The sequence below is a fragment of the Phocaeicola plebeius DSM 17135 genome, from assembly GCF_000187895.1.
Taxonomy (GTDB): domain Bacteria; phylum Bacteroidota; class Bacteroidia; order Bacteroidales; family Bacteroidaceae; genus Phocaeicola; species Phocaeicola plebeius.
Genome location: NZ_DS990134.1, coordinates 61147 through 83821, shown reverse-complemented (window position 1 = coordinate 83821; position 22675 = coordinate 61147). Strand labels below are relative to the sequence as shown.

Here is a 22675-nt window from a genome sequence, read left to right as displayed (position 1 = left end):
AGTTAGAATAAGATGAACGGAAAACAATTAAAAAACAGCATACTCCAGTGGGCGATACAGGGAAAACTTGTACCGCAAGACCCTAATGACGAACCGGCATCGGTACTTCTTGAACGTATCAGAGCTGAAAAAGCCCGACTGGTCAAGGAAAAGAAAATCAAAAAAGACAAAAACGAATCTATCATTTACCGTGGTGACGATAATTCCTATTATGAGAAGTTTCTCACTACGGGGGAAGTAAAGTGTATTGACGAGGAGATTCCGTTTGAGATACCAAAGGGGTGGGAATGGGCGAGAATTAACGCAATTGGTGTTTCCCAATTAGGGAAAACCCTAGATAGAGGAAAAGAGTCTGGGAAAGAATATCCCTATTTATGTTCTATCAATGTATATTGGGACAGCATCAATTTGTCAAAGATTAAAACCTTTAGATTACGAGATGATGAATTGCCAAAGTATAAACTGCGAAAGGGTGATTTGTTAATATGTGAAGGTGGCGATTATGGGAGATGCTGTATATGGGACAGAAATGAAGATATGTATTATCAAAACGCATTACATCGTGTTCGTTTTCATGGTGGTCTTATTCCATCCTTTTACAAATATGTTTTTGAACTATATCGAAATATTGGATATATTGTTGGACAGGGACAAACCATAAAACACTTTACTTATGAAAACATGAGGTCGATTCTATTCCCCGTTCCGTCTATACATGAGCAGAAGAGGATTGTAAGTAGAATAGAGGAAATTCAACCTATCGTCAAGAAGTATCAACGAACAGAGGATGCCTTAAAACGGCTTAATACAGAGATTTTCGATAAGCTCAAAAAGTCAATTTTGCAAGAAGCCATCCAAGGTAAACTTGTATCTCAGATTACAGAGGAAGGCACTGCGCAAGAATTGCTTAAACAGATTAAAACCGAGAAAGAAAAACTTGTCAAAAAAGGTAAGTTAAAAAAGTCCGCTTTGACTGATTCTGTGATCTATAAAGGTGACGATAACAAGTATTGGGAGAAGTATGGAACAGAAACAATCTGTGTAAATGACGAAATTCCTTTTGAAATTCCAGCCACATGGATATGGGTTAGGCTTGATAATATTTGTTCATATATACAGAGAGGAAAATCTCCTAAATATTCGCCAATCAAGAAATATCCTGTAATAGCACAAAAATGTAATCAATGGGCTGGATTTTGTATTGACAAGGCTCAATTCATAGACCCCAATAGCCTTCCTTCTTACTCAGAAGAACGATTACTACAAGATGGAGATTTGATGTGGAACTCAACTGGTTTGGGGACATTAGGTCGTATGGCGATATATCAATCGGCACTTAATCCTTACGAACTTGCGGTTGCGGATAGTCATGTAACAGTTATTCGTCCTCTTAAAGAGCATATATTATCACAATACCTATACTATTACTTCGCAAGCGATACTGTTCAATCTGTAATTGAAGATAAATCAGACGGAAGTACAAAGCAAAAAGAACTCTCCACGACAACCGTCAAAAACTATTTGGTGCCAATTCCACCATATAGAGAGCAGCAACGTATTGTTGAAAAGATTAAAACTGTAACAAGTATTATGAGCAGATAGGCAAAAAATGCTTAGATATAACGGAACAAATACCTTTTGAAATTCCTGCAAATTGGGCTTGGGCAAGAATGGGGCAAATTGGAGATTGGGGTGCTGGCTCAACTCCCCAACGAGGTAATGTGAATTATTATAATGGCAAAATTCTATGGCTTAAAACTGGAGAATTGAATAATGGAATAGTGTATGATACTGAGGAAAAAATTACGCAGAAGGCTTTTCAAGATTGCTCTTTACGTATGAATAAAATTGGGGATGTCCTTATTGCAATGTATGGTGCTACTATTGGAAAATTAGCAATCGTAGGTAAGGAACTCACTACAAATCAAGCCTGTTGTGGTTGTACTCCTTATTTGATTTATAATTGGTATATATTTTATTTCCTTATGGCAAGCCGAGATTCTTTCATAAAGAAAGGAGAAGGTGGTGCCCAACCTAATATTTCTCGTGTGAAACTGGTTGAGCACTTAATACCTTTGCCTCCACTAAAAGAGCAATATCGCATTGTTGCCCAAATAGAAAAACTATTTGAGCAACTGCGATAATTCATTTATTCGTTCTGATATACGTTGCTGTTCAGCTAATGGTGGAATGCCAATAGGCAAATTATAAAATAACTCTTTATTGAGGTGCGGAATTGCCGCACCTCTTTTTGAATTTCTCAACTCCTCTTTGTAGAACAGAATGAAAGCCAAGATATATGGTTTCCACATAGCCGAAGAGAGCCATAGTTGTTTGAATGTGCTCCCCATATATCCATCTTGTGGAACGGTGAAAACTTCACCAGAATTTTCACCATCTACAAGAATAATGTTGTCTCTGGCATAGACAAATTTTCCTTTCTCTACAATGGTAGCAGATGATTTACCACGTAGGTATTTTGCATCCAGACAGATGCCCTTTCCGTTTCTTTTTTCACCGTCTATCAGTTGGCATATATCTTTCAAACGTAATACAGCCCAGCTATTGGGATATTCAAAAGGAAGCTCAACTTCAACGATTTGCCCGTTTATCCTCTCATAATACTTGTTACAGTTTTAATCTTTTCAACAATACGTTGCTGCTCTCTATATGGTGGAATTGGCACCAAATAGTTTTTGACGGTTGTCGTGGAGAGTTCTTTTTGCTTTGTACTTCCGTCTGATTTATCTTCAATTACAGATTGAACAGTATCGCTTGCGAAGTAATAGTATAGGTATTGTGATAATATATGCTCTTTAAGAGGACGAATAACTGTTACATGACTATCCGCAACCGCAAGTTCGTAAGGATTAAGTGCCGATTGATATATCGCCATACGACCTAATGTCCCCAAACCAGTTGAGTTCCACATCAAATCTCCATCTTGTAGTAATCGTTCTTCTGAGTAAGAAGGAAGGCTATTGGGGTCTATGAATTGAGCCTTGTCAATACAAAATCCAGCCCATTGATTACATTTTTGTGCTATTACAGGATATTTCTTGATTGGCGAATATTTAGGAGATTTTCCTCTCTGTATATATGAACAAATATTATCAAGCCTAACCCATATCCATGTGGCTGGAATTTCAAAAGGAATTTCGTCATTTACACAGATTGTTTCTGTTCCATACTTCTCCCAATACTTGTTATCGTCACCTTTATAGATAACGGAGTCTGTTAAAACTGACTTTTTCAATTTCCCCTCTTTAACAAGTTTCTGTTTCTCTTGTCGTATCTGTTCAAGCAGTTCTTGTGCTGTACCTTCCTCTGCTATTTGTGGAACGAGTTTACCTTGAATTGCTTCTTGAAGAATCGATTTCTTGAGTTGTTCCTTAATTTGTATATTCATTAAATTAAGAGTTTCTTGACTTTTACTATAACGCTCTATAAAAGGTGATACATTTTGCAATTTTTCTACAATCCGCTTTTGTTCATTTGCCGGTGGAATAGGAATCCAAAAGTCATTGAAGTTATTTTGTGTTAACTGATTAATTGTAGTAGTTCCACTAACGCCTCTTAATTGAGAGAAAAACAAATCAGATTGCAGAAAGATTGATACGTATTGATATAATGCGGTCTTACATATTGCCATAAATGCCCCGAAAGTCATAGGTTCCGTCACATCAGTTACGACAGCTGATTTTCCTACAAGTTTAGCACTTCCATTTCTTGCACAAATGATAATATCATTCTTCTCAACTTGTAACTTCTCGCTAATCTCTTTAGAAACTCGTACGACATCATTTAGAACAATTTTTCCATTTTGAATATTAGAAGAACGTAGAACTATTGTGCCTCGCGAAGACACATCTGTTGGACTATATGTTAGTCCTATATATGATTGAGAAATGTTTCTTATTCTTGTCCATTCCCACCCCTTTGGTATCTCAAACGGAATCTCCTCGTCAATACACTTTACTTCCCCCGTAGTGAGAAACTTCTCATAATAGGAACTCAATGAATTAGGCAATACCATACATTATTATGATAACGAATTGTTTAACTAATAATGTATCTGACATGAACATTGAAAATTTTGAAACGTATCTTCGTCAAGGGAATATGGCGGAGAACACAATTGCAGCTTATCTCTATGCCGTAAAAGAGTATTATTCCCGGCACAAAGAATTGAACAAGCGCAATTTGCTTGTGTATAAAACCTATCTCATTGAGAAATTCAAGCCTAAGACAGTGAATCTTCGTATTCAGGCAATGAACAAGTATCTTGATAGCATGGGAAAATCTCGTTTGAGATTAAAATCCGTCAAAGTGCAGCAGCGGAGTTACTTGGAAAATGTAATCAGTAATGCCGACTACGCTTTTCTAAAAAACAAACTAAAAAAGGAGGAAAACCAAGAATGGTATTTCGTAGTTCGTTTCCTCGCAGCAACAGGAGCAAGAGTCAGTGAACTAATCCAAATGAAGGCTGAACACGTGCAGATGGGTTATTTTGACATCTACACCAAAGGTGGCAAAATACGTCGTATTTACATTCCGAAGTCCTTGCGCAAGGAAGCCACAGAATGGCTTAGCAAAGTCAATCGTACCACCGGCTATCTTTTTCTTAATCGCTTTGGTGAGCGTATCACTACAAGAGGGATTGCGCAACAGTTGAAAAACTACGCAGCCAAATACGGATTGAATGAGAAAGTGGTTTACCCCCATTCATTCCGTCATCGCTTTGCTAAAAATTTCTTGGAGAAGTTCAACGATATTTCTCTACTTGCTGACCTGATGGGACATGAAAGTATTGAAACAACTCGTATTTATTTGAGGCGTAGCAGTGCCGAACAACAAGAGATTGTTGATAAGGTCATAACATGGTGATGTATTTGGAAGGTTGGTCAATCCATCCTTCCAATTCCTTAAAAGAACTTCATATAGATTATCAATCCTCCCAATGTCAAACAGAAATACGCATATAATATCCAGAATCCGACAACGGCACATTTGGCTATTTTGCCATTAAGAGAAAACGAAGTTTCAGATTTCACACATTTATGGACTTCTTTCCAGTGATTCGTATGAAGTGTCTTCAATTCTGTTATCTGCTTCTCAAATAAAGATTTTTCTTCTTCAATCAATTTATTGCGATATTCTGTAAGAATAGACTTGTCTTCATCGCTAAGTTTGACATTTACAACAGTATTCTCTGCCTGAATAATTGCACGGCTAATAGTATCAGGGATATTGTCGGATGTTTTCACTGCAGCATTAAGAACCTGTGCTGATTCTTCAAAAGTTAACACTGAAGCATCTACAAATGCTTTTATCTGTTTCAATTCTTGGATAACATCTTTGATGTCCTTAATCTGATTCGTGAGATTTACAAGCTCGGTTTCAAAATCAACACGATTTTCAATTTTGCTAATGTTATCATCACTATCTATGCTCTTGCTATCCTGCACAGGCAAAGAAGATTGGTCATATTTACTTTTACGCATGGTTATATGTGATTATAAATGAAATACTATCTACCCCTGCTACGTTTAATCGGTTTGCAGAGCCATTTTGCCATTTTTGCACAACGAACAGCCCAGTTACGCTCATCATCGTCCTTATCTTTACCCCATCCGCTACCGGGACTGCCACCACCTCCGCTTGAAGCCGCCATAGAAGTGGCTGCATCCAAATATCCGGCAAATAGTAAGGCGGCAACTTTGAATAAATTGGTCTGTTTGACTTCTTCATCAAGGCTTCCAAACTCTTCGTCAAAGACAGACTTAACCATATCTGGTATATCAACCTCGAGTTGTTCTCCATCCACTGTTATGGAATAGTGGTAAATAGAAGGCTTTGATTGTGGCATCACCTCTTTATTATTATGCGCCATCGTTTGAGTACATACTTCCTTTGACTGAATTGCAGTTTGTTTATCAGAAGCATGTAATCCCACCCAAGTCGCTTCAATTTTTGATGGCATCAATTTTCGACTTTTACCCAATATCGAGGATTTATAAATAGAGTTCCCTTTTCGTATAGCGTACCCTTTGACCACTTCCTTATCGTCCTTTATCAACTTAATATCGTACCCCTTAGCGTTTAACATTTGGCTATAAGTTTCCCAATCAAATTCTGGCATAGCTTTCAATATTGCGATGCAGTCTTCACTGATTTGCTGAATATTCTCATCACGACGTTGCACGGATTGCACCCAGCCACGTCTCTCATTGATGATGTTGGCAGCATGAACGGCACGTTCACCAATATAATGCGCATCGTTTGTCTTGCCCATATTGTCTATGCGGTTAGCTACAATATGCAAGTGAGGGATGCCACTTTTGCTGTCGGTGTGTAACGAAACAACATACTGGCTATTTTTGATATTGGTCGGTTTAAGATGACTATCTGGTTTGCCACATCTTCGGTCAATGCCGTCAAGTACTGCAATAAACTCATCCGCCAAATTCTGCCAATCCGTCATTGTCCATCCTGCCGACTCTTCTTTGGCTGGAGATATTTCAAAGCGCAGTGCGTTCAGCTTTATGGGCTTCGGATTATATCTGTCTTTCATACATTGATGCTGGTGTTGCATCATCCGTGACCACATAGCCAAAGGTTCTATATTTTCTGGCAAGTCATGCACCTTAACGAGCTGGGCTTTATCTTTTTCCATAGAATACTCAATGGCTCTTGCTCCATGAGAAATTGCCTTTCCTTGTGCTATCATAATTTCAAATTTGATTTATACTGTCTCGTATTTGTCCCCATCGGACAATAAGCCTATTTACTGCCTCTATCCAAGCACGCATATAATTCTCATCTCGGAAATATCGTTTTTTAATCTCATCAGGTTTACCTTTGAGTACATTCTGAATGCGGATAAGGTCGGCTCGTGCATCCGATAAAGAGTTCAATCCTTGTACTTCCTCGTCTGAAAGTCGTTTGTTTGGATGGTGATTTTGCAATAATTTTCGTCCGTAGTTACTAAGTGTCAGTCCACATTCGGCAGCTTTTTCTACTATCATTTCATACTCATTTTCAGTCAGACGAATGTCTATATGACGAGTACGAACACCCTGTTTTCCATTGTTTTGTTGTATATCCATAAGCGTTTATAACTGGAATTTATTAATAAAATGTTCTATCCATTGCGAGCCTGCGAGTAATGCAAGAAGCCTCCAAGACGACAAATGAGTGAAACCATTTTGTCGGACGGTGGTACTTCTTGCATAGAATACCCATTAAAAATGGGGCATTACATACCTTAATGCAAGCATTGTCTTTGTCCGAACTATGCCATTTGTCTGTCAACTTTAAGAGTGGCTATTGTCACCTATATCCATTTGGATAATCAATAGTTTTACTTTCCCCTTAGTTTGGCTTCTCCATAAACACATCACTAACCGGAATCCACCAGTTCCAAATGCAAGCAGTCAATCAAAGTTTGTAGGTTTGGATTTCGCTTTATCATCTTTTGAAGTATCATCGCAGGTGTTTCAGTCATCAATAAGAAATCCGCAATATCAAGTCCGTTCTTGCGCTGTTCGTCTGTGGCGCATTGTTCCAAACTATCACTCAATACAACTTTAGAACATACGGAAGTGAGTAAAGCCATCTTGGTTTGCCAAACCTCTCTTGCACCCAAATCCGGGCATAGCATAACCGACCGACCTTTCAATACACTTACCACGTCAGACTTGAAGCATCCATGCATTCCACCTGTTGCCAACCATATAAATTCCGGCATATAATGGGTAGCTATCAAAGCGGATTTTTCGCTTTCCACAATAGCAACAGGCTTGGTCGGATTCTCAGATAACAGATGTTCGCCAAACAAACATTGCTTCAAATTGTAGTTTGGGAGATTCAGTTCTGTATGTACCCAACTAACATAACTTCTTGGCTCTTTTGTCCGATGTCCTGTTTCTGCATCATACAACATTATCTTCCCTGTTCGTACATTACCTTGCCAATCAATTTGCCAATAGACAGTAGAACCGCCCCACTTCTTTGATGTGCCAACATGATATAGTTGGAATATCCGAGAAGTCTCATCTTTACCCAACATCCCAGACAGGTAGATGTACAATGGATTCATACCATAGTTAGTAAGAGTAAGTTTCATTAGTTCATTGTCAACAAAAGAGGTTGGAGGCAGTAAATTTGGCTTAGGCTTATCGGCTTCAATGAAGTTATCCTTGTTGTAATCCACTACCATTGGGTTATCATGAAAATAATCCGATGGAGTGTAATGGTATTGGCAAGATTGCTCATGGTCACATCTGCCTACATAATCAGGAAAAGTTATTTCTCCTTGGCTATCTATGTACTTGACAAAACATTGTTTCTTTCCACACTTCGGGCATGAAAGTTTTGACCCACGCTTATATTTTTGAAGAGAAAATCTATATTCAGCCATACTTCTTCATTTTGTTATTGCAGTCCGTGCAGTTTGCACTTATTGCAGTTTTGCAGAAATCCTATGTCAGCGCAAAGTGCAAACTGCAACAACTGCAAACTGCAAAAGGTGTCGTTTATTGCAGCTTCTCATATTCACCTCGCTTTACTTTCTTGATAACCTTATTCGTAGCAAGGCTAACCAAAGAATACATTACCGACCTTTCCGACAACCCTACTTCTTTTCCGGCTTGAATGGCATCGGCAGTAGTGAAAGTTGCGGAAAGGCAATCAAGCAATTCTCTTTTTTGCGGTTCAACGCTCTCTCGCAACATATATTTCTGAATGTTGGTATAACAGTTCTCAAAGTATTCACTCAATGCAATAGCAGATTTGGTTGAGTCAATATCCACAAAATCCTTGTGTTCTTCACCGCAAGCCCAACGAAGGATTTGCAAGACTAAAGCTAAACGAGCCGTAATCATGGGAGCTTTAATCACTCTGCTATCCACCAATCCATCATCTTGGATTTGATTAACAGCCCGAACTGCATTATTGCGCCAGTTTGTAAAATAGGCTTTGGCTTCCGAAGAAAATTCCAATACATTATGTATGGCTCTGTCATCTTCATTCTCTATAAATGGCAAACTAATTACCTTATTTATAATAGAATCCCACATTGATGAGTATTTACCAAAAGTTGATACGGAAGATTCTTCATCCAGCCCCCAATCTGAAATTTCCTGAGACGATGGATAAACAAAAATTATTCTGTCTATCAGCCCATTGTCTTTATATCCTTTCTCTATCAGTTCGTGCATACGTGTCGTTTGCATCGTGCCGACAATATTTATAAAAGGATGCTCTATATGAATAGGTACAGGGATGCTACATCTTGAAATATCCAATGGTTTTCCGCTAAAGGCTGTCAATAGCTGCTCAATGAGTTGTCCTTTGCTATATTGATTCACGGCATTAAACATTCCCATAATTTCATCCACATATACCACGACACCTCGCTGATTGTCATCCAACGCACGCATTAAAGCTTCCGGTGTAAAATCGGATATGATGGTTCTTCGTAAAATTGGTTTGTCCGGCAATGAAGAGGACTTGTCTTTTTTAGCCTTATTGTTTTCAACCAAGCTATTATAATGCTCCATATCCAATTTAAATTGTTTGATGATTTTGGCATCATGCTTTCGGATAGGACGGAATGCAAAATCCAAAGGTGGGGTTTTGCCCATTCCGGGACGACCTACCAATATCATATAAAGGGCAGGATTACTAATCCATCCACCACGAATACGAATATTGACAGCGTTGCCGATAGCGGTTGACACTGCCACCAAAAGAGAAGCCATCATATATTCTATGGAATAATTCTCTTGTCGGGATAGAGCCAATATCATATCTTGAATTTTGGCAGGAAAAGCATCCAAAGGAATCTTGTTTTCAAAGATCCCTTCAAATTCCATTCTGAGCGCATTGCATAAATTGGTTGAATCCATTAGAATTTGGTATTTCTTTTTGACTTTATGAATTGGGCGGCTTCATCTTCCAAGTTTTTATCAGATTTGATTTTGCCGGCATGGAGCCATTCGTCAATTTCCGATTTTAGAAACATGATACGCTTCCCTCTTTTGTGGAATGGGATTAGATGACAACTCGTCCAACCATATACAGTTTGCTCTGCTGGGTGACTGGGAATATAATCACACAATTCCTTAAGGTTCATCCATTGTTCGGTTGGAACGCTTTGATTCTGATTGTTTAATCCATCTATTTTAGAATCCAGCTCATTCAATTTATCCATCAACCACGACATTGCTTTGGGTAAATCTTCAAATGTAATGTTCTTCTCACTCATATTGCTACTTGTTTTTTGATTTTTCGGCAAAATAACAGCGATTACGCATACTGATTTCATAGTGTAATACATCACATAAATAAGCAGTAACGAAACATAATCATCATAAGGATTACCCATTGATTATCAACATGAATAGTGGAGAATATCAGTAGTAGATTTTTATGATAATGTCTTCAATCATAAAGGGATCAGAAGATGGTCAGAAGAAAAGACCATAGATAAAAACAAAAAGCCACCCACGCAGATTTTACGCAGATGGCTATACTTACAAAGTATAATAATGGTTATTTTGTTTGAGATAAATCCAATTTAATGGTTTCTGTAGCTTTCTCTTTCTTTTCATCAACAACCTTTGCATACACCTGTGTTGTTCGCACATTTGTATGTCCCAACATTTTGCTGACCGTATAAATATCAGTTCCTCCAGCCAGTTGCAGGGTTGCATAGCTGTGCCTAAAACAATGGAAGGTAATGTGTTTGGTGATTCCGGCAGCTTCAATCCACTTTTTGACAGGACGGTTTATCCAAGAAGGGTCAGGAAGTCCGGCAAAAACCAAAAGTTCACCCTCTTTTGGCTCTCCACAGAGATTATATGCTTGCTCTGATATAGGCATATATTCAACTCCTTTTGTCTTTTGCTGAGTAAAATTCAACCGATAGCCTCCATTGAACATTTCCACTTCCGACCACTTCAACTTCTGAATGTCGCAATGACGGATTCCTGTTAAAGCAGAGAACAAGGCAGCACGTTTCAGTAATGGGTCACAAGGTGTTTGAGCCAGTCGGTTCAATTCCTCTACCGTGAGATATTCTCTCCGGCTTTCCCTTTCTTGAATGCCTTTGACTTTTGCAGAAATATCAATAGTCAGATATCCGTCTATAAAAGCCTGTTTCAATCCGGCTTTGAAGATAGAGAAATAGGTTGCTGCTGTATTTTGAGAAATCGTACCTCGTTTAGTGCCTCCTTGTGGGGCATTCATTATGAATTGCCGGAACGATTCAACCATCTTTAAGTCTATTTGCGAAAAGAGAATGGTGTCACCTTTTGCGAAAATCTTCAATAATTCATGCACTCTCCTCCAGTTGACAATGATAGAATCAGAGCTATGGGCATGCCTTGTTCGCTGCACATGGTCGAAGTACTCAATGAAATTACTTCGGGAGCGTTCCAACTGCTCCGCCTGTTCTGCATCGGTATCGGCATATAAAGCTGCATTGTCGTACTCCTTTTGTCGTAGGCTTCTGACCTTGTCGGCATAAATACATGATTCCTGGTCTAATTGCGACTTACATTGAATGACACCGTTCAAATCTCGCTTCGGCTTATAAGTGGTTTTGCCTTCGGCATTAGTCCTTGCATTGCGTGACTTATCCCAAATAGGTGTTGTAATGGTACGATTGAGATATTCACGCACTCTTTGTGGCATATCTTTTCCGGATTGAAATACAGGATAAGATTCCACATAAAGATACCATTCATCACGATATTCAGATTTGCGGAGCTTTACCGACACTCGTGTATTGACTAATGCTTTCTTCATCGCTTCACACCTTTATATAAGTTATCAATTTCTTTCTTGGGTACATACACAAAGTTCCCAATCTGCCGAGTAGGGATAGAGTATTTGCGTATATGGAGATAAACTGTACTTTCATTCACAAGAAACTTCTCTGTGATTTCTCCAATGGTATAACAATCTTTCGGCTCCAGACTATATAGTTTGGCAACAGGTTTCGGCTTTGTGAGAGCTTTCTTGCGTGGAGGATAGAGTTTCATCAGTTCTGCTTTTGATAGTAATGTCTGTCTTTCTCCTGCATTTACACTGGGGATTGTACCCTTACGAATCAAACGATAAAGAGTTTCCTTGCTTATGCCAAACAATGCGTATGCTTCAGGAACCGTGATGTACTCTTTGAACTTGGGTATCTTCTTAACCACTTCGTCCAACCTTTGCAATCTTTGTTCTTCATCCTTGCGTCGCTTCCATGCAATTTTGGAACATTTGGGAGAGCAATACCAAGATTCTATTGTTTTGGCTAAAAACTCTTCTCCACAAATCTGGCACTTCCGTTTTATTTCAAATTTTGCTGCTGGCATAATCTTTTTACTTATATTCCTCATTCTCAATACCGGCATTCTTGTAAGTGTCACATTATCTACTTTTAAGTGTCGGTACAATTATGGTACAAATATACGATAAAAATCCGAGAAATAAGCAAAGCCAAAGAAAAGTCTACAAAAAGATATAGGGCATAACTTGTTGAGTTACACCCTATATTCCTATTTATTGTTATCGTTATTTATCGATACTTACTTCACTTCCTCAAAGTCAGCATCCTGTACATTGTCATTGTTCTTGCTTGAACCCTGACCTGCATTGTTATTTGCCTGACCTGCGTTAGGACCAGCCTGAGCGCCACCTGTCTGAGCGTACATTTCAGCACTTGCAGCCTGGAATGCAGCCTGAAGTTCAGCGCTTGCAGCATCGATACCAGCCAAATCCTGAGCCTTGTGAGCGTCTTTCAATTTCTGAAGAGCAGCTTCGATAGGAGCTTTCTTGTCAGCCGGAATCTTATCGCCAAGGTCTTTCAACTGATTTTCTGTAGAGAAGATCAAGCTGTCTGCCTGGTTCAACTTGTCGATGCGTTCCTTTTCTTTCTTATCAGCTTCTGCATTAGCTTCAGCTTCAGCTTTCATACGGTCGATTTCTTCCTTGCTCAAACCAGATGAAGCTTCGATACGGATAGCTTGTTCCTTACCTGTAGCCTTATCCTTAGCAGAAACCTTCAAGATACCGTTGGCATCGATATCGAAAGTTACTTCAATCTGAGGTACACCACGACGAGCCGGAGCGATACCTGTCAGGTTAAACTGACCGATTGACTTGTTCTGAGCAGCCATCGGACGTTCACCCTGCAATACGTGGATGGTAACTTCTGTCTGGTTATCAGCTGCAGTAGAGAACACTTCGCTCTTCTTGCACGGAATGGTTGTATTGGCATCAATCAACTTGGTCATTACACCACCCATTGTTTCGATACCCAGTGTCAACGGAGTGACATCCAGCAATACGATGTTACCTACACCAGCTTCCTTGTTCAATACGGCACCCTGGATACAAGCACCTACGGCTACTACTTCGTCCGGATTTACACCCTTAGAAGGAACTTTACCGAAGAAGTCTTCTACCAGTTTCTGTACAGCCGGGATACGTGAAGAACCACCTACCAGGATTACTTCGTCGATATCAGAGTTGTTCAAACCTGCATCGCTCATTGCTTTCTTACAAGGTTCAAGACAAGCCTGAATCAAGTTGTGAGCAAGCTGTTCGAATTTAGCACGGGTCAAAGTCTTAACCAAGTGTTTAGGCACACCAGCTACCGGCATGATGTACGGCAAGTTAATTTCAGTAGAAGTTGAAGAAGACAATTCAATTTTTGCCTTTTCAGCAGCTTCCTTCAAACGTTGCATAGCCATCGGGTCAGTAGTCAGGTCAGCACCTTCGTCGTTCTTGAATTCCTGAACCAACCAGTCGATGATAACCTGGTCGAAGTCATCACCACCCAGGTGAGTATCACCGTTAGTTGACAATACTTCGAATACACCGCCACCGAATTCCAGAATAGAGATATCGAATGTACCACCACCAAGGTCGAATACGGCTACCTTCATATCTTTGTTAGCCTTGTCTACACCGTAAGCCAATGCAGCTGCAGTCGGTTCGTTCACGATACGTTTTACATCCAGACCCGCAATCTGACCAGCTTCCTTCGTAGCCTGACGCTGAGAGTCAGAGAAGTATGCCGGAACGGTGATGACAGCTTCTGTTACTTCCTGTCCCAAATAATCTTCAGCAGTTTTCTTCATCTTCTGCAGAATCATTGCAGAGATTTCCTGCGGAGTGTACAGACGTCCGTCGATGTCTACACGCGGAGTGTTGTTGTCACCCTTTACTACTGAATAAGGTACACGAGAAATTTCTTTCTGAACCTGATCGTAAGTTTCACCCATGAAACGTTTGATAGAATATACTGTGCGTTTCGGGTTTGTGATAGCCTGACGTTTAGCAGGGTCACCTACCTTACGTTCGCCGCCGTCTACGAAACCTACTACTGAAGGAGTGGTACGTTTACCTTCGCTGTTGGCAATTACCACCGGTTCGTTACCTTCAAATACTGCAACACATGAGTTTGTTGTTCCTAAGTCAATACCAATAATCTTTCCCATAATTGTATCTATTTTTATTATTTTCTAATTTGGTTTATTCTGTAACGCCGAAACGTTACGCCCTTTAAAAGACAAATGCCATGCCAGAACAAAAAAAAGCCCGTGCCAGCATTTTTTTCTGACACGGACTGCCATTTTGGCTGTTTTATGTGACATTCTTGTCTCACACATTCGGGCGAGACTGACAAAATCAGAGGAACTCACCCCAGAAAGGAGCTGACAAAAGTGGTTCTGTCAGGAAAGGAATCTGAAAGAACAACACAATTCCTATAGCCAGAGCAATCATCCACAACAATACCAGCACTACTTTCGTAGAAGTGCCCATGGGCTTCCAGCTACCGAACGACTGCATGACGGCCTGAATCAGTCCGGCTACCGGGATACCGACAATCAACAGACCGCATACGGTAAGCCCGACAATCATTCCCGGCATGGTGCACACACCACCCCAGTCTACCCAAGGCAATATATTATAGAAGAAGGCAGGCAGACTGACGATAACTCCCGTGGCGGCCATCAGCAAGGCAAACAAGACGATGAGTCCTACCAGCAGGAAAGGAGCGCAGCATATCAGCAACAGCACCAGACAAAGCTTCAGCAGGAAACCGACCACGGCCACCACCCCATTGCCAAACTTATGCAAGGCAGAGCGGGGCTGTTCTGAATGCACATACTCGTTTACCTTTTCAAAACCGTCGGTCACCGTCCGGCCGATGTTTTCCACATTGATGGGTTCTCCGCGCATCTGCAACTTTTCTGTAGCCGTATGTGCCAGCGGAATGATTATCCATGCCAACAGATAAGCCAGAATCAAACCATGAATAAAAAATCCGGCCAAAATAAAGACGATGCGGGTCCAGGTCACATCCCAGCCGAAATAAGCTGCAATGCCCGATACCACTCCACCCAGAATACGGTCGTCTGGATTACGGAACAGACGACGGCTGGTTTCCGTCGATTCACTATCGAAAGTCTTGCTGTTCGATGCAGACGGGTTACCTTCTTCTTCACCATTCAGTTCCTCCGGCTTTCCCATACGGGCAATTACCTCTTCCACCTCTTTAATAGTAATCACCTGTAATCCGCCACGCAATGCCTCATCAAACAGTTCGGCAATACGGGATTCTATGTCGCGCACAATCTCTTCCGCTCCTTCATCCTTACGGAAATGATAGCGGAGGTTGTTCAAATAATTATCCAGCAGGATATAGGCATCTTCATCTATATGATATACGGTGCCACCTAAATTTACAGTCAGTGTCTTTTTCATGTCATGTGATTTTTAAATGTTTTGTCTTAAATGATTCACCGTGTCGGAAAGTCCGTCCCAGGCACTTTCCAGTTCCTTCAGAAATTCCTCCCCTTCCGGAGTCAGTCCATAATACTTGCGGGGCGGTCCTTGCGTGGACTCCACCCACTCGTACGACAGGAGTCCGTCGTTCTTCAGGCGGGTCAGCAACGGGTAAAGCGTGCCTTCCACCACAATCAGCCGGGCCTCTTTCAGCTTCTGGATAATGTCGGAAGAATAGGCAGACTCCCGGTGCAACAGCAACAGAATGCAATACTCCAGCATCCCCTTGCGCATCTGCGATTTTACATTGTCTACATTCATTTCATCTCATTTATCTTGTATGACACAAATATAGGTTTTATATTGATACTATGTATTGCAAGGTATTATAATTTCAAAACTTTTAACAAGTTTATGTTTCGATAAAACCCATACATACAAAAGATAAACTACTTTTGCAGAAAACACATTATAATAAGGAAATGCCTATGTTTACGATTAGAAAAGCTACTCTTGCAGACATTGAAGTCATCCGGACGCTGGCGGCACAGACCTTTCCGGCTACCTACCAGCACATTCTGACTTCGGAACAGATTGATTACATGATGGACTGGATGTATTCCAGTGAGAGCCTGAGAAACCAGATGGAGAAAGAGCATCACATTTACTACATTGCTTACGAGGAATGTGAGCCTGCGGGCTATGTGTCCATCCAGCAGGAGGATACGGATTTGTTCCACTTGCAGAAGATTTACGTACTCCCCTACTTCCAGAAATACAAACTCGGACGGCAACTGTTCCAGCAGGCTATAAAGGGCATCAAGGAACTTCATCCGGAACCTTGCCGCATGGAACTGAATGTGAACCGGCAGAATCCGGCACTTGGATTCTATGAACACATGGGCATGAAGAAGGTGCGCGAAGGGGACTTCCCCATCGGCAACGGATATTACATGAACGATTACATCATGAGCATAGACATCTAAGGCTCCCCGTCGCCGTTTTCATCTCTTTGCTTTGCAGACGGGGATTTCTTTTACAGCTTGCAAAACAAAGAAATGAAAAACGGCACGGACATGTCGACCAGCAACCCGTGGAAGATGGCAAGGGGCACCATTTCCTTTCCAGACACACGGATAATGGAGGGAAGAGCTACATCGACCGAAGTTACTCCGGCCACCGAAATAGGAGCCAGTTTCCCGAAGTATTTGCAAATGAAAGGAGCTCCCACCAGTGCCACCAGCTCGCGGATGACATTCGTCAGAAGTGCAATCGTGGCCAGTTCCGTAGCCAACTGTGCACCAAGGTCAGGGGTTTTAAGTTCCATAATCAGGATGGACGAAAGCGAATAATACCCCAGTCCACTGCCCACGGCCAAACAGTCGAACACACTCCAACGGGTCAGCAGCACACTGACCAATGCCGAAAACAGCAGGGTTCCTCCGATGGTTGCCAGCGGTATCAGCAGCATCTTGGGACGGAAACCACGAAGCAGTTCCTTGAAATCCTCTCCCCCGCCAATGCTGACGCCTACCTGAAACATCAGAGCATACAGAATATACATGGACAAGTGGTGCGTATCTCCCAACTCCCATCCGGAAAAGTTCCACACGTAGCCTAACACACAGCCTACAAAGAACATGGACAATACCAGCAAACTTCCTTTCATTTTTCACCTCCTTCCTTAAAGAACAACAGATATACCACGCGTGCCAGCAACACACTTCCCGTAATGCCGGCCACACTGAGCAGCAGCGCCTGTCCGCCGAAAGACCCTAAGTTTCCTACAATCAACGGATTGTAACCCACGGAAAGTCCTAACACGAACAACATCAGACAAATGGTACACGAGATAGTCAGATTCACTTTTTTCAAAAAAGCACACATACGAAGGCTATATCCTGCCAGAATACCCGCCAGGACAATCAATAAAATAATCCACATAACAAAATTGAGAATAAAAGTTTATAAGAAAGATTTCACACCACGTCAGGAAGACGCAACTTCCCGTGTCTTACAAACTTTCATGAAGAAATCCGCTGAACCAATGCGCACGGGCATGACATCTCCGGTAAAGCGCCGTACTGACCTTTATCCGAACTACCTTATGTTGCCTGCACATGTTCATACGCTGTATACTATATTCTAATCTGTGTAAGTTCTAACCCTAGTCTGTTTTTGTGAAAACGTAGAATAAGTTTTTACGTTTCCCTGCCCTGAAACTTATGTTTCACTTTGCAGAGCCGTACGTTTTCCGGTCGGGAGCCCTACGTTTCTCACGTGAGAAACCTACAAAAGTTCCTGAAAAAGCCACATCTTCTTCAAGACGTTTTTACTTTATCGGATTCCCAAATGCGCTGCAAAGATAGCTCAAATTAAATTAATATGCAATTAATATGCAGAATTTATTACAAAGGGCCATCGGAAATACTTCCCGACAGCCCTTCACATCAAGAAAAAGTTGTTTTAACGACGCCCCGTGACTTGCAGATATTCTCTTTTTTTCAGTTCATAATCCGTATAACTCTCCACGTACTTGTCGCAACTCTGCTGATACAAAGTCTGTGCATCAAGCAAATCACTCATCGTGCAGGTGCCTGCCTTGTAATAATCGGTATTCAGGCGGAGATTCTCGGTGGACTGCTCAATGGACAGACGGGCAATCTTCATCTGCTCGTATGCCTCGTTCACCCCGTTCCAGGCATTCTTCATGCGGATAACCAGCAATTCTCCCTGGTCGGCCAGCTGATTTTCCGTGTTCTTCACTTGAAGCTTTTCTTTCTTTATGGCATGGCTTCCTCCCCACCATCCGGTCAGGGGAACGGTCACCGTAGCAAATCCCACCCAGAAACGCTGGTCTTCCGGCAAGAAGTTATGGTATACATAGCCTCCGCCAATAGCCACCGTAGGCAGGTTCTTCCCTACCGCCATCTTGTATTGCAAGCGGCTGGCCTTCACGTTTTGTTGCAGCAAGGCATATTCGCTGGTAAGTCCCAATGCCGATTCCGGATCGCAGTAAAGGCTGTCGGGGCGTGCAGGCAGCTGAGTATCTACCGCAAAGGCCACGTCAAGGGTATCAGACGAAAGTCCGGTATACTGTGCCAGCATGTTTTGGGATACCGACAAGGCATTTTCCACCTGCAAACGAGTACTCTTTGTTTCATTCTGCCGCAATTGTACCTGAAGCAAATCGTTCCGCGTCACGATTCCAGCCTGTACCGAAGCTTCCACATCACTCAGGATGCGTGCCAGTTGGGCTTCGACCTTGGACAAGGTTTTCAGCTTTTCTTTCAGTATCACTACCCGCCAGAAATATTGTTCCGTGGTGAGGCATACTTCATTATCGGACAAATTCCGTTGCAGGCGTTTCACTTCCACTCCCACCTTGGCCAGCTGGTTTCCGTTCACAATCTGTCCGCCGGTGAACAACGGTAGGGAGGCACCGACTCCCCCTGCTATTCCGTTCTTCAGCATGGACATGTTCACGTCCGGTCCCAAACTCATCTGCATCAATCCTTTATCTGCCATAAAACCGGTTCCAGCCGCGCTCACGCTCGGAAAATAATTGGTAAATGCCTTTTTCTTGTCCTGCTTGGCCATTTCCAGTTCATTGGTTGCATTCTTCATTCGCACATTGTTTGTCAAGGCAGCCTGAATGCATTCATCCAGCGTGTAGGCTTTCTGTCCGAAAGCCCCATTCATGCACGCCCCACCTATCAATAGAAAAGCTATTATTCTGTTTCGATTCGTTTTCATAATGATTCTTCTTTTGATTGATTCCTAATCACCTCATCAGGCTTTCTCCAATGCTTCCAGCTGGGCACGTTTCTGACTGCTTCCCCTGAAAATCACCAGGTAAGCCACCGGAAGCACCGTCAAAAGGAAGAGCATGGTAATCAGCGTACCGTAACAAATCACCGTACCCATCGGCATCCAGAGTCCGCTCTTGCCCAATATCATCGGGATGACTCCCATAGAGGCAGCGGCCGAAGTCAGGAAGATGGGTCGCATACGTCGGCGGGCAGAATGATAAATGGCATCACGCACACAGAGTTTCTCCGTAGCCCGAAGTTCCTCGGCATAGTCAATCATGATAATGCCGTTACGCACGATAATTCCCATCAGGCTGATGATACCCAGTGTACAAGTCATACCGAAATCCACTCCTTGTATCAATACGCCCACTGCCGTACCGAACACACACAGCGTCATGCTGGCAAAAATCAGCAGAGCAATGCTAATACGCTTGAAATGAGCCAACAGGATGAAGAAGATGATGAAAGCCGCAATGGCCAGAGCTGCCATGATAGGCGGAAGGTTTTCATTGTCCTGCTCGTCGTCACCTCCGTAAGCCAGCGTCACTTTATCCGGCAGAGGGATAGCTGCCACTTTTTCCTTTATCACACTCGTCAGGGCGGTCACGTTCACGTCACGGCGCACATCGGCCATGACCGTAATGGTATAGATACCGTTCCGGCGTACCAGCTGTCCGTCTTTTATGGAAGGTACCACTTCTGCCACCTGCCGCAAGGGAACCTGCGTACCGCCCAATACCGGAATCAGTTCGTTTTCCAGATCGGAGAAACCGGCACAATCGGCTCTCTCACTTTTCAATGTCACGGGGATATCATAATCGCCTTCCCATACACTAGCCACCTTTATACCATCGCCATAGCGCATGGCCAGCGTGCTTTCCAATTGCACATTCTGTATGCCCAGACGAGAAGCCTCATCTTCTTTCAGCACCACCTTGGCCGAAGTCTGCGGTTCACTGAAGTTGGTCTGTGCCAGCCGTATTTCCGGCATCTGACGCAACATGCTCAGGTATTTCCCGGCCACGGTTTTCAGTGAATCCAGATTCTCTCCGCTCAGACGGAGTTCTATCGGATAGACCGCCTGACTGAAACTGATTTGCTTGAACCTTACCCGCACATCCGGAAAAGCATCAGTATAACGCGGAGCATACTCATCCAGCAGTTCCACAGTTTCCTTATTCCCTTTCGTGTTTACAATCAGCTGGGCGTAGTTCGTCCCTCCCAATTGCGGAGCGTATGCCGTATGGAAACGAGGGGAAGAACAACCGATAAATGAAGTGACGGAAGTCACCCGCGGGTCTTTACGGAACACATGCTCCATGGTATCGGCAGCCCAGGCCGTCTTTTCTACAGCCGAGCCCGTAGGCAGATAGATTTCTACAGCAAACTGGTTACGGTCGGCTACCGGCATCAGCTTTTGCGGCAGTTTCCCCATCAGGAAGATACCCACCAGCACGGAAGCGATTCCTCCCAGCAGAGTAACATACGGATGGGCAAAGCACTTGTCAAGCAACTTATTATAATAGGTCTGCAGGAGTTCCATGAACGAGAATCCTTTTTTATGCGAAGGTATCGGCTTACGGATGAACCAGAACTGCATGAACGGTACCAGCAGCATGGCTACCAGCAAGGAGATGCCCAGAATCAGCGTAATGGACCAGGGGAAACTCAGCAGGAAGTCGTGTATCATGCCGGGAATCACAATCAGGAAGGGGAAGAATGTGATACTGATGGCCAGTGTAGCCGAGAATATGGACTTGAAGAAATGCGTGGCACTGAAGATAGACGCATGCCAGCGCGACATTCCTTCGCCGATTTTCTCCAGATAACTGTCGATGATGACAATGGAGTTGTCCACAATCATTCCCAGCGTCACAATCAAGGCAGCCAGCGTCACGGTGTTCAACTCAATGCCAAAGGCATAGAAAAGTCCCAGTGAGATAAAGATAGTAATCGGAATGGTAGAAGCAGCCACCAGTGCCACCCGCAACGGCAACAGCAGCATCACCACAATCACTACGGCCACGATGGCAATCACCAGCTCACGCAAGAAAGCATTGACACTGTCGCCCACCACCTGTGCCTGGTCGGTGATGCGGAACATATTGACCTCCGACGGAAGCTCTGTCTTAAACTCTTCCAGCACGCGGTCGATGTCATTTCCCATCTGTACGATGTTCTTTCCTTTCTTCATTTCCACACTCAACAGGATACATTTCGTCCCGTTGTTCTTGATATAACTGTCGGCATGAGGATATTCCTTGACCACACGAGCCACATCCTGCAAGCGTACCACATTGCCCGACGGGTCGCTGTACACAATCTGCTGCTGCACGTCGTACAGCGTATTGAATGTCTTCTCCACATGCACCGGCAATACATACTGAGGGGTCTGTATGCGTCCGCCCGTGGTCACGAATCCCTTGGCAAACAGCTGGCCGGCAATCAACTGCTCGTTCAGCCCATAATGTGAGAGCCGTTCCGGATCCAGGTAGATGGAAATCTGTTCAGCCCTTTCTCCACTCACAGTGAGTCGTCCCACACTGCTGATGCGACGCAAACGGTTCTTCAGTTCATCCATATAGTCGGACAGTTCCCGATACGTCTTGTCCTTGCTTTCCATGGTAATCAGCAGTGCCGATGTATCGCCAAAATCATCCATCACCTGTATGGCAAGCACATTCGGCGGAAGCTGCGACTTGAAAGTGGCTACTCCATGCTTGAACTTGCTCCAGAACTCATCTTTGTTGTTCAGTTCGTCATTCAACTCTACTTGCACAAAAACAATCCCGTCGCGCGTGGTAGAGAAGGTCTTCTCCTTCTTTACTTCCTTGTATGAAAAGATGTAGTCTTCCAGAGGCTTCGTCACCTGTTCCACCATTTCATTGACCGTATTTCCCGGAGCCACGGCAATCACCATTCCCTGACGTATGGTAAAATCAGGAAATTCATTTTTCTGCATCTGCGGCAGACTGTATATTCCGAATGCCACCAGGCAGCACGTCACCAGAATCACAATCTGACGATAGTGCATGGCCCATTCCACTATGTTCCTTTTCTTTTCCATT

21 protein-coding genes are annotated in these 22675 nt (G+C 42.8%); 4 read left to right on the top strand and 17 right to left on the bottom strand.

The annotated features are described in order from the left end of the window. Positions 1–12: 12 nt before the first annotated feature. Positions 13–1602: a restriction endonuclease subunit S gene (locus BACPLE_RS15250; RefSeq protein WP_007563579.1), complete on the top strand. Its 1590-nt coding sequence runs from the start codon at positions 13–15 to the stop codon at positions 1600–1602. A 68-nt stretch (positions 1603–1670) separates the two neighbouring features. Beyond that, the gene (locus BACPLE_RS15245) at positions 1671–2144 is read left to right on the top strand and encodes a restriction endonuclease subunit S (protein ID WP_007563577.1); all 474 of its coding nucleotides are present in this window, start codon (positions 1671–1673) and stop codon (positions 2142–2144) included. Here BACPLE_RS15245 and BACPLE_RS15240 read toward each other — a convergent pair. Together BACPLE_RS15240 and BACPLE_RS15235 are read right to left on the bottom strand one after the other, a co-directional pair. Beyond that, positions 2124–2546, bottom strand: a complete 423-nt coding sequence (locus BACPLE_RS15240; RefSeq protein ID WP_007563575.1) for a restriction endonuclease subunit S — start codon at positions 2544–2546, stop codon at positions 2124–2126. The two genes, BACPLE_RS15245 and BACPLE_RS15240, sit on opposite strands and share 21 nt — an antisense overlap. 62 nt (positions 2547–2608) lie before the next feature. Further along, on the bottom strand, positions 2609–4036 hold the full coding sequence (locus tag BACPLE_RS15235; protein WP_007563573.1) for a restriction endonuclease subunit S: 1428 nt from the start codon (positions 4034–4036) through the stop codon (positions 2609–2611). A 44-nt stretch (positions 4037–4080) separates the two neighbouring features. Between BACPLE_RS15235 and BACPLE_RS15230 the strand changes: the two genes are divergently transcribed. Beyond that, complete coding sequence (locus BACPLE_RS15230) at positions 4081–4887, top strand: tyrosine-type recombinase/integrase (RefSeq protein WP_007563571.1); 807 nt, start codon at positions 4081–4083, stop codon at positions 4885–4887. 38 nt (positions 4888–4925) lie between these two features. On the opposite strand, the gene BACPLE_RS15225 is transcribed toward BACPLE_RS15230, so the two are convergent. The 11 genes from BACPLE_RS15225 to BACPLE_RS15175 all read right to left on the bottom strand — a co-directional run bounded on the left by BACPLE_RS15225 (position 4926) and on the right by BACPLE_RS15175 (position 16113). Then, a complete protein-coding gene (locus tag BACPLE_RS15225; RefSeq protein WP_007563569.1) occupies positions 4926–5504 on the bottom strand; it encodes a hypothetical protein in 579 nt (192 codons plus the stop codon). 26 nt (positions 5505–5530) lie between these two features. Continuing rightward, positions 5531–6730 carry a relaxase/mobilization nuclease domain-containing protein gene (locus BACPLE_RS15220; protein WP_007563568.1) on the bottom strand — a complete coding sequence of 400 codons (1200 nt, stop codon included), beginning with the start codon at positions 6728–6730 and terminating at the stop codon, positions 5531–5533. Between the two features lie 4 nt (positions 6731–6734). Beyond that, the gene (locus BACPLE_RS15215; RefSeq protein WP_007563566.1) at positions 6735–7109 is read right to left on the bottom strand and encodes a plasmid mobilization protein; all 375 of its coding nucleotides are present in this window, start codon (positions 7107–7109) and stop codon (positions 6735–6737) included. 293 nt (positions 7110–7402) lie between these two features. Further along, positions 7403–8422 carry a DUF6371 domain-containing protein gene (locus tag BACPLE_RS15210; protein WP_007563564.1) on the bottom strand — a complete coding sequence of 340 codons (1020 nt, stop codon included), beginning with the start codon at positions 8420–8422 and terminating at the stop codon, positions 7403–7405. Positions 8423–8537: 115 nt separating this feature from the next. Beyond that, positions 8538–9911 carry a DUF3987 domain-containing protein gene (locus tag BACPLE_RS15205; RefSeq protein ID WP_007563562.1) on the bottom strand — a complete coding sequence of 458 codons (1374 nt, stop codon included), beginning with the start codon at positions 9909–9911 and terminating at the stop codon, positions 8538–8540. Next, positions 9911–10270, bottom strand: a complete 360-nt coding sequence (locus BACPLE_RS15200) for a helix-turn-helix domain-containing protein (protein ID WP_032945184.1) — start codon at positions 10268–10270, stop codon at positions 9911–9913. The genes BACPLE_RS15205 and BACPLE_RS15200 overlap by 1 nt, the downstream gene beginning before the upstream one ends. A gap of 287 nt (positions 10271–10557) precedes the next feature. Next, positions 10558–11814: a site-specific integrase gene (locus BACPLE_RS15195; protein WP_007563557.1), complete on the bottom strand. Its 1257-nt coding sequence runs from the start codon at positions 11812–11814 to the stop codon at positions 10558–10560. Then, on the bottom strand, positions 11811–12371 hold the full coding sequence (locus tag BACPLE_RS15190) for a helix-turn-helix transcriptional regulator (protein WP_040313387.1): 561 nt from the start codon (positions 12369–12371) through the stop codon (positions 11811–11813). Before BACPLE_RS15190 ends, BACPLE_RS15195 begins: the two co-directional genes overlap by 4 nt. Before the next feature lie 213 nt (positions 12372–12584). Next, positions 12585–14501 (bottom strand): molecular chaperone DnaK, encoded by a 1917-nt coding sequence (gene dnaK, locus BACPLE_RS15185; RefSeq protein ID WP_007563553.1) that lies wholly within the window; start codon positions 14499–14501, stop codon positions 12585–12587. Between the two features lie 190 nt (positions 14502–14691). After that, on the bottom strand, positions 14692–15771 hold the full coding sequence (locus BACPLE_RS15180) for a PspC domain-containing protein (RefSeq protein WP_007563551.1): 1080 nt from the start codon (positions 15769–15771) through the stop codon (positions 14692–14694). A 12-nt stretch (positions 15772–15783) separates the two neighbouring features. Then, positions 15784–16113, bottom strand: coding sequence for a PadR family transcriptional regulator (locus BACPLE_RS15175; protein ID WP_007563549.1), 330 nt, complete (start codon positions 16111–16113; stop codon positions 15784–15786). Between the two features lie 167 nt (positions 16114–16280). Between BACPLE_RS15175 and BACPLE_RS15170 the strand changes: the two genes are divergently transcribed. After that, positions 16281–16778 carry a GNAT family N-acetyltransferase gene (locus BACPLE_RS15170; protein ID WP_040313386.1) on the top strand — a complete coding sequence of 166 codons (498 nt, stop codon included), beginning with the start codon at positions 16281–16283 and terminating at the stop codon, positions 16776–16778. Positions 16779–16828: 50 nt separating this feature from the next. Here BACPLE_RS15170 and BACPLE_RS15165 read toward each other — a convergent pair whose 3' ends face one another. The 4 genes from BACPLE_RS15165 to BACPLE_RS15150 all read right to left on the bottom strand — a co-directional run bounded on the left by BACPLE_RS15165 (position 16829) and on the right by BACPLE_RS15150 (position 22674). Then, entirely contained in the window at positions 16829–17461 is a 633-nt protein-coding gene (locus BACPLE_RS15165) for a LysO family transporter (RefSeq protein WP_007563544.1), read from the bottom strand. Continuing rightward, the gene (locus BACPLE_RS15160) at positions 17458–17736 is read right to left on the bottom strand and encodes a LysO family transporter (RefSeq protein ID WP_007563542.1); all 279 of its coding nucleotides are present in this window, start codon (positions 17734–17736) and stop codon (positions 17458–17460) included. The genes BACPLE_RS15165 and BACPLE_RS15160 overlap by 4 nt, the downstream gene beginning before the upstream one ends. Before the next feature lie 522 nt (positions 17737–18258). Next, positions 18259–19548 carry a TolC family protein gene (locus tag BACPLE_RS15155; protein ID WP_007563538.1) on the bottom strand — a complete coding sequence of 430 codons (1290 nt, stop codon included), beginning with the start codon at positions 19546–19548 and terminating at the stop codon, positions 18259–18261. A gap of 36 nt (positions 19549–19584) precedes the next feature. Further along, the gene (locus BACPLE_RS15150; protein ID WP_007563536.1) at positions 19585–22674 is read right to left on the bottom strand and encodes an efflux RND transporter permease subunit; all 3090 of its coding nucleotides are present in this window, start codon (positions 22672–22674) and stop codon (positions 19585–19587) included. Position 22675: the final 1 nt, after the last annotated feature.

Bases quoted from the DNA above. Each gene is read 5' to 3' on its own strand.
- BACPLE_RS15250 (WP_007563579.1), top strand. From the start codon at position 13: ATGAACGGAAAACAATTAAAAAACAGCATACTCCAGTGGGCGATACAG.
- BACPLE_RS15245 (WP_007563577.1), top strand. From the start codon at position 1,671: ATGGGGCAAATTGGAGATTGGGGTGCTGGCTCAACTCCCCAACGAGGT.
- BACPLE_RS15235 (WP_007563573.1), bottom strand. From the start codon at position 4,036: ATGGTATTGCCTAATTCATTGAGTTCCTATTATGAGAAGTTTCTCACT.
- BACPLE_RS15230 (WP_007563571.1), top strand. From the start codon at position 4,081: ATGAACATTGAAAATTTTGAAACGTATCTTCGTCAAGGGAATATGGCG.
- BACPLE_RS15225 (WP_007563569.1), bottom strand. From the start codon at position 5,504: ATGCGTAAAAGTAAATATGACCAATCTTCTTTGCCTGTGCAGGATAGC.
- BACPLE_RS15220 (WP_007563568.1), bottom strand. From the start codon at position 6,730: ATGATAGCACAAGGAAAGGCAATTTCTCATGGAGCAAGAGCCATTGAG.
- BACPLE_RS15215 (WP_007563566.1), bottom strand. From the start codon at position 7,109: ATGGATATACAACAAAACAATGGAAAACAGGGTGTTCGTACTCGTCAT.
- BACPLE_RS15210 (WP_007563564.1), bottom strand. From the start codon at position 8,422: ATGGCTGAATATAGATTTTCTCTTCAAAAATATAAGCGTGGGTCAAAA.
- BACPLE_RS15205 (WP_007563562.1), bottom strand. From the start codon at position 9,911: ATGGATTCAACCAATTTATGCAATGCGCTCAGAATGGAATTTGAAGGG.
- BACPLE_RS15200 (WP_032945184.1), bottom strand. From the start codon at position 10,270: ATGAGTGAGAAGAACATTACATTTGAAGATTTACCCAAAGCAATGTCG.
- BACPLE_RS15195 (WP_007563557.1), bottom strand. From the start codon at position 11,814: ATGAAGAAAGCATTAGTCAATACACGAGTGTCGGTAAAGCTCCGCAAA.
- BACPLE_RS15190 (WP_040313387.1), bottom strand. From the start codon at position 12,371: ATGCCAGCAGCAAAATTTGAAATAAAACGGAAGTGCCAGATTTGTGGA.
- dnaK (WP_007563553.1), bottom strand. From the start codon at position 14,501: ATGGGAAAGATTATTGGTATTGACTTAGGAACAACAAACTCATGTGTT.
- BACPLE_RS15180 (WP_007563551.1), bottom strand. From the start codon at position 15,771: ATGAAAAAGACACTGACTGTAAATTTAGGTGGCACCGTATATCATATA.
- BACPLE_RS15175 (WP_007563549.1), bottom strand. From the start codon at position 16,113: ATGAATGTAGACAATGTAAAATCGCAGATGCGCAAGGGGATGCTGGAG.
- BACPLE_RS15170 (WP_040313386.1), top strand. From the start codon at position 16,281: ATGTTTACGATTAGAAAAGCTACTCTTGCAGACATTGAAGTCATCCGG.
- BACPLE_RS15165 (WP_007563544.1), bottom strand. From the start codon at position 17,461: ATGAAAGGAAGTTTGCTGGTATTGTCCATGTTCTTTGTAGGCTGTGTG.
- BACPLE_RS15160 (WP_007563542.1), bottom strand. From the start codon at position 17,736: ATGTGGATTATTTTATTGATTGTCCTGGCGGGTATTCTGGCAGGATAT.
- BACPLE_RS15155 (WP_007563538.1), bottom strand. From the start codon at position 19,548: ATGAAAACGAATCGAAACAGAATAATAGCTTTTCTATTGATAGGTGGG.
- BACPLE_RS15150 (WP_007563536.1), bottom strand. From the start codon at position 22,674: ATGGAAAAGAAAAGGAACATAGTGGAATGGGCCATGCACTATCGTCAG.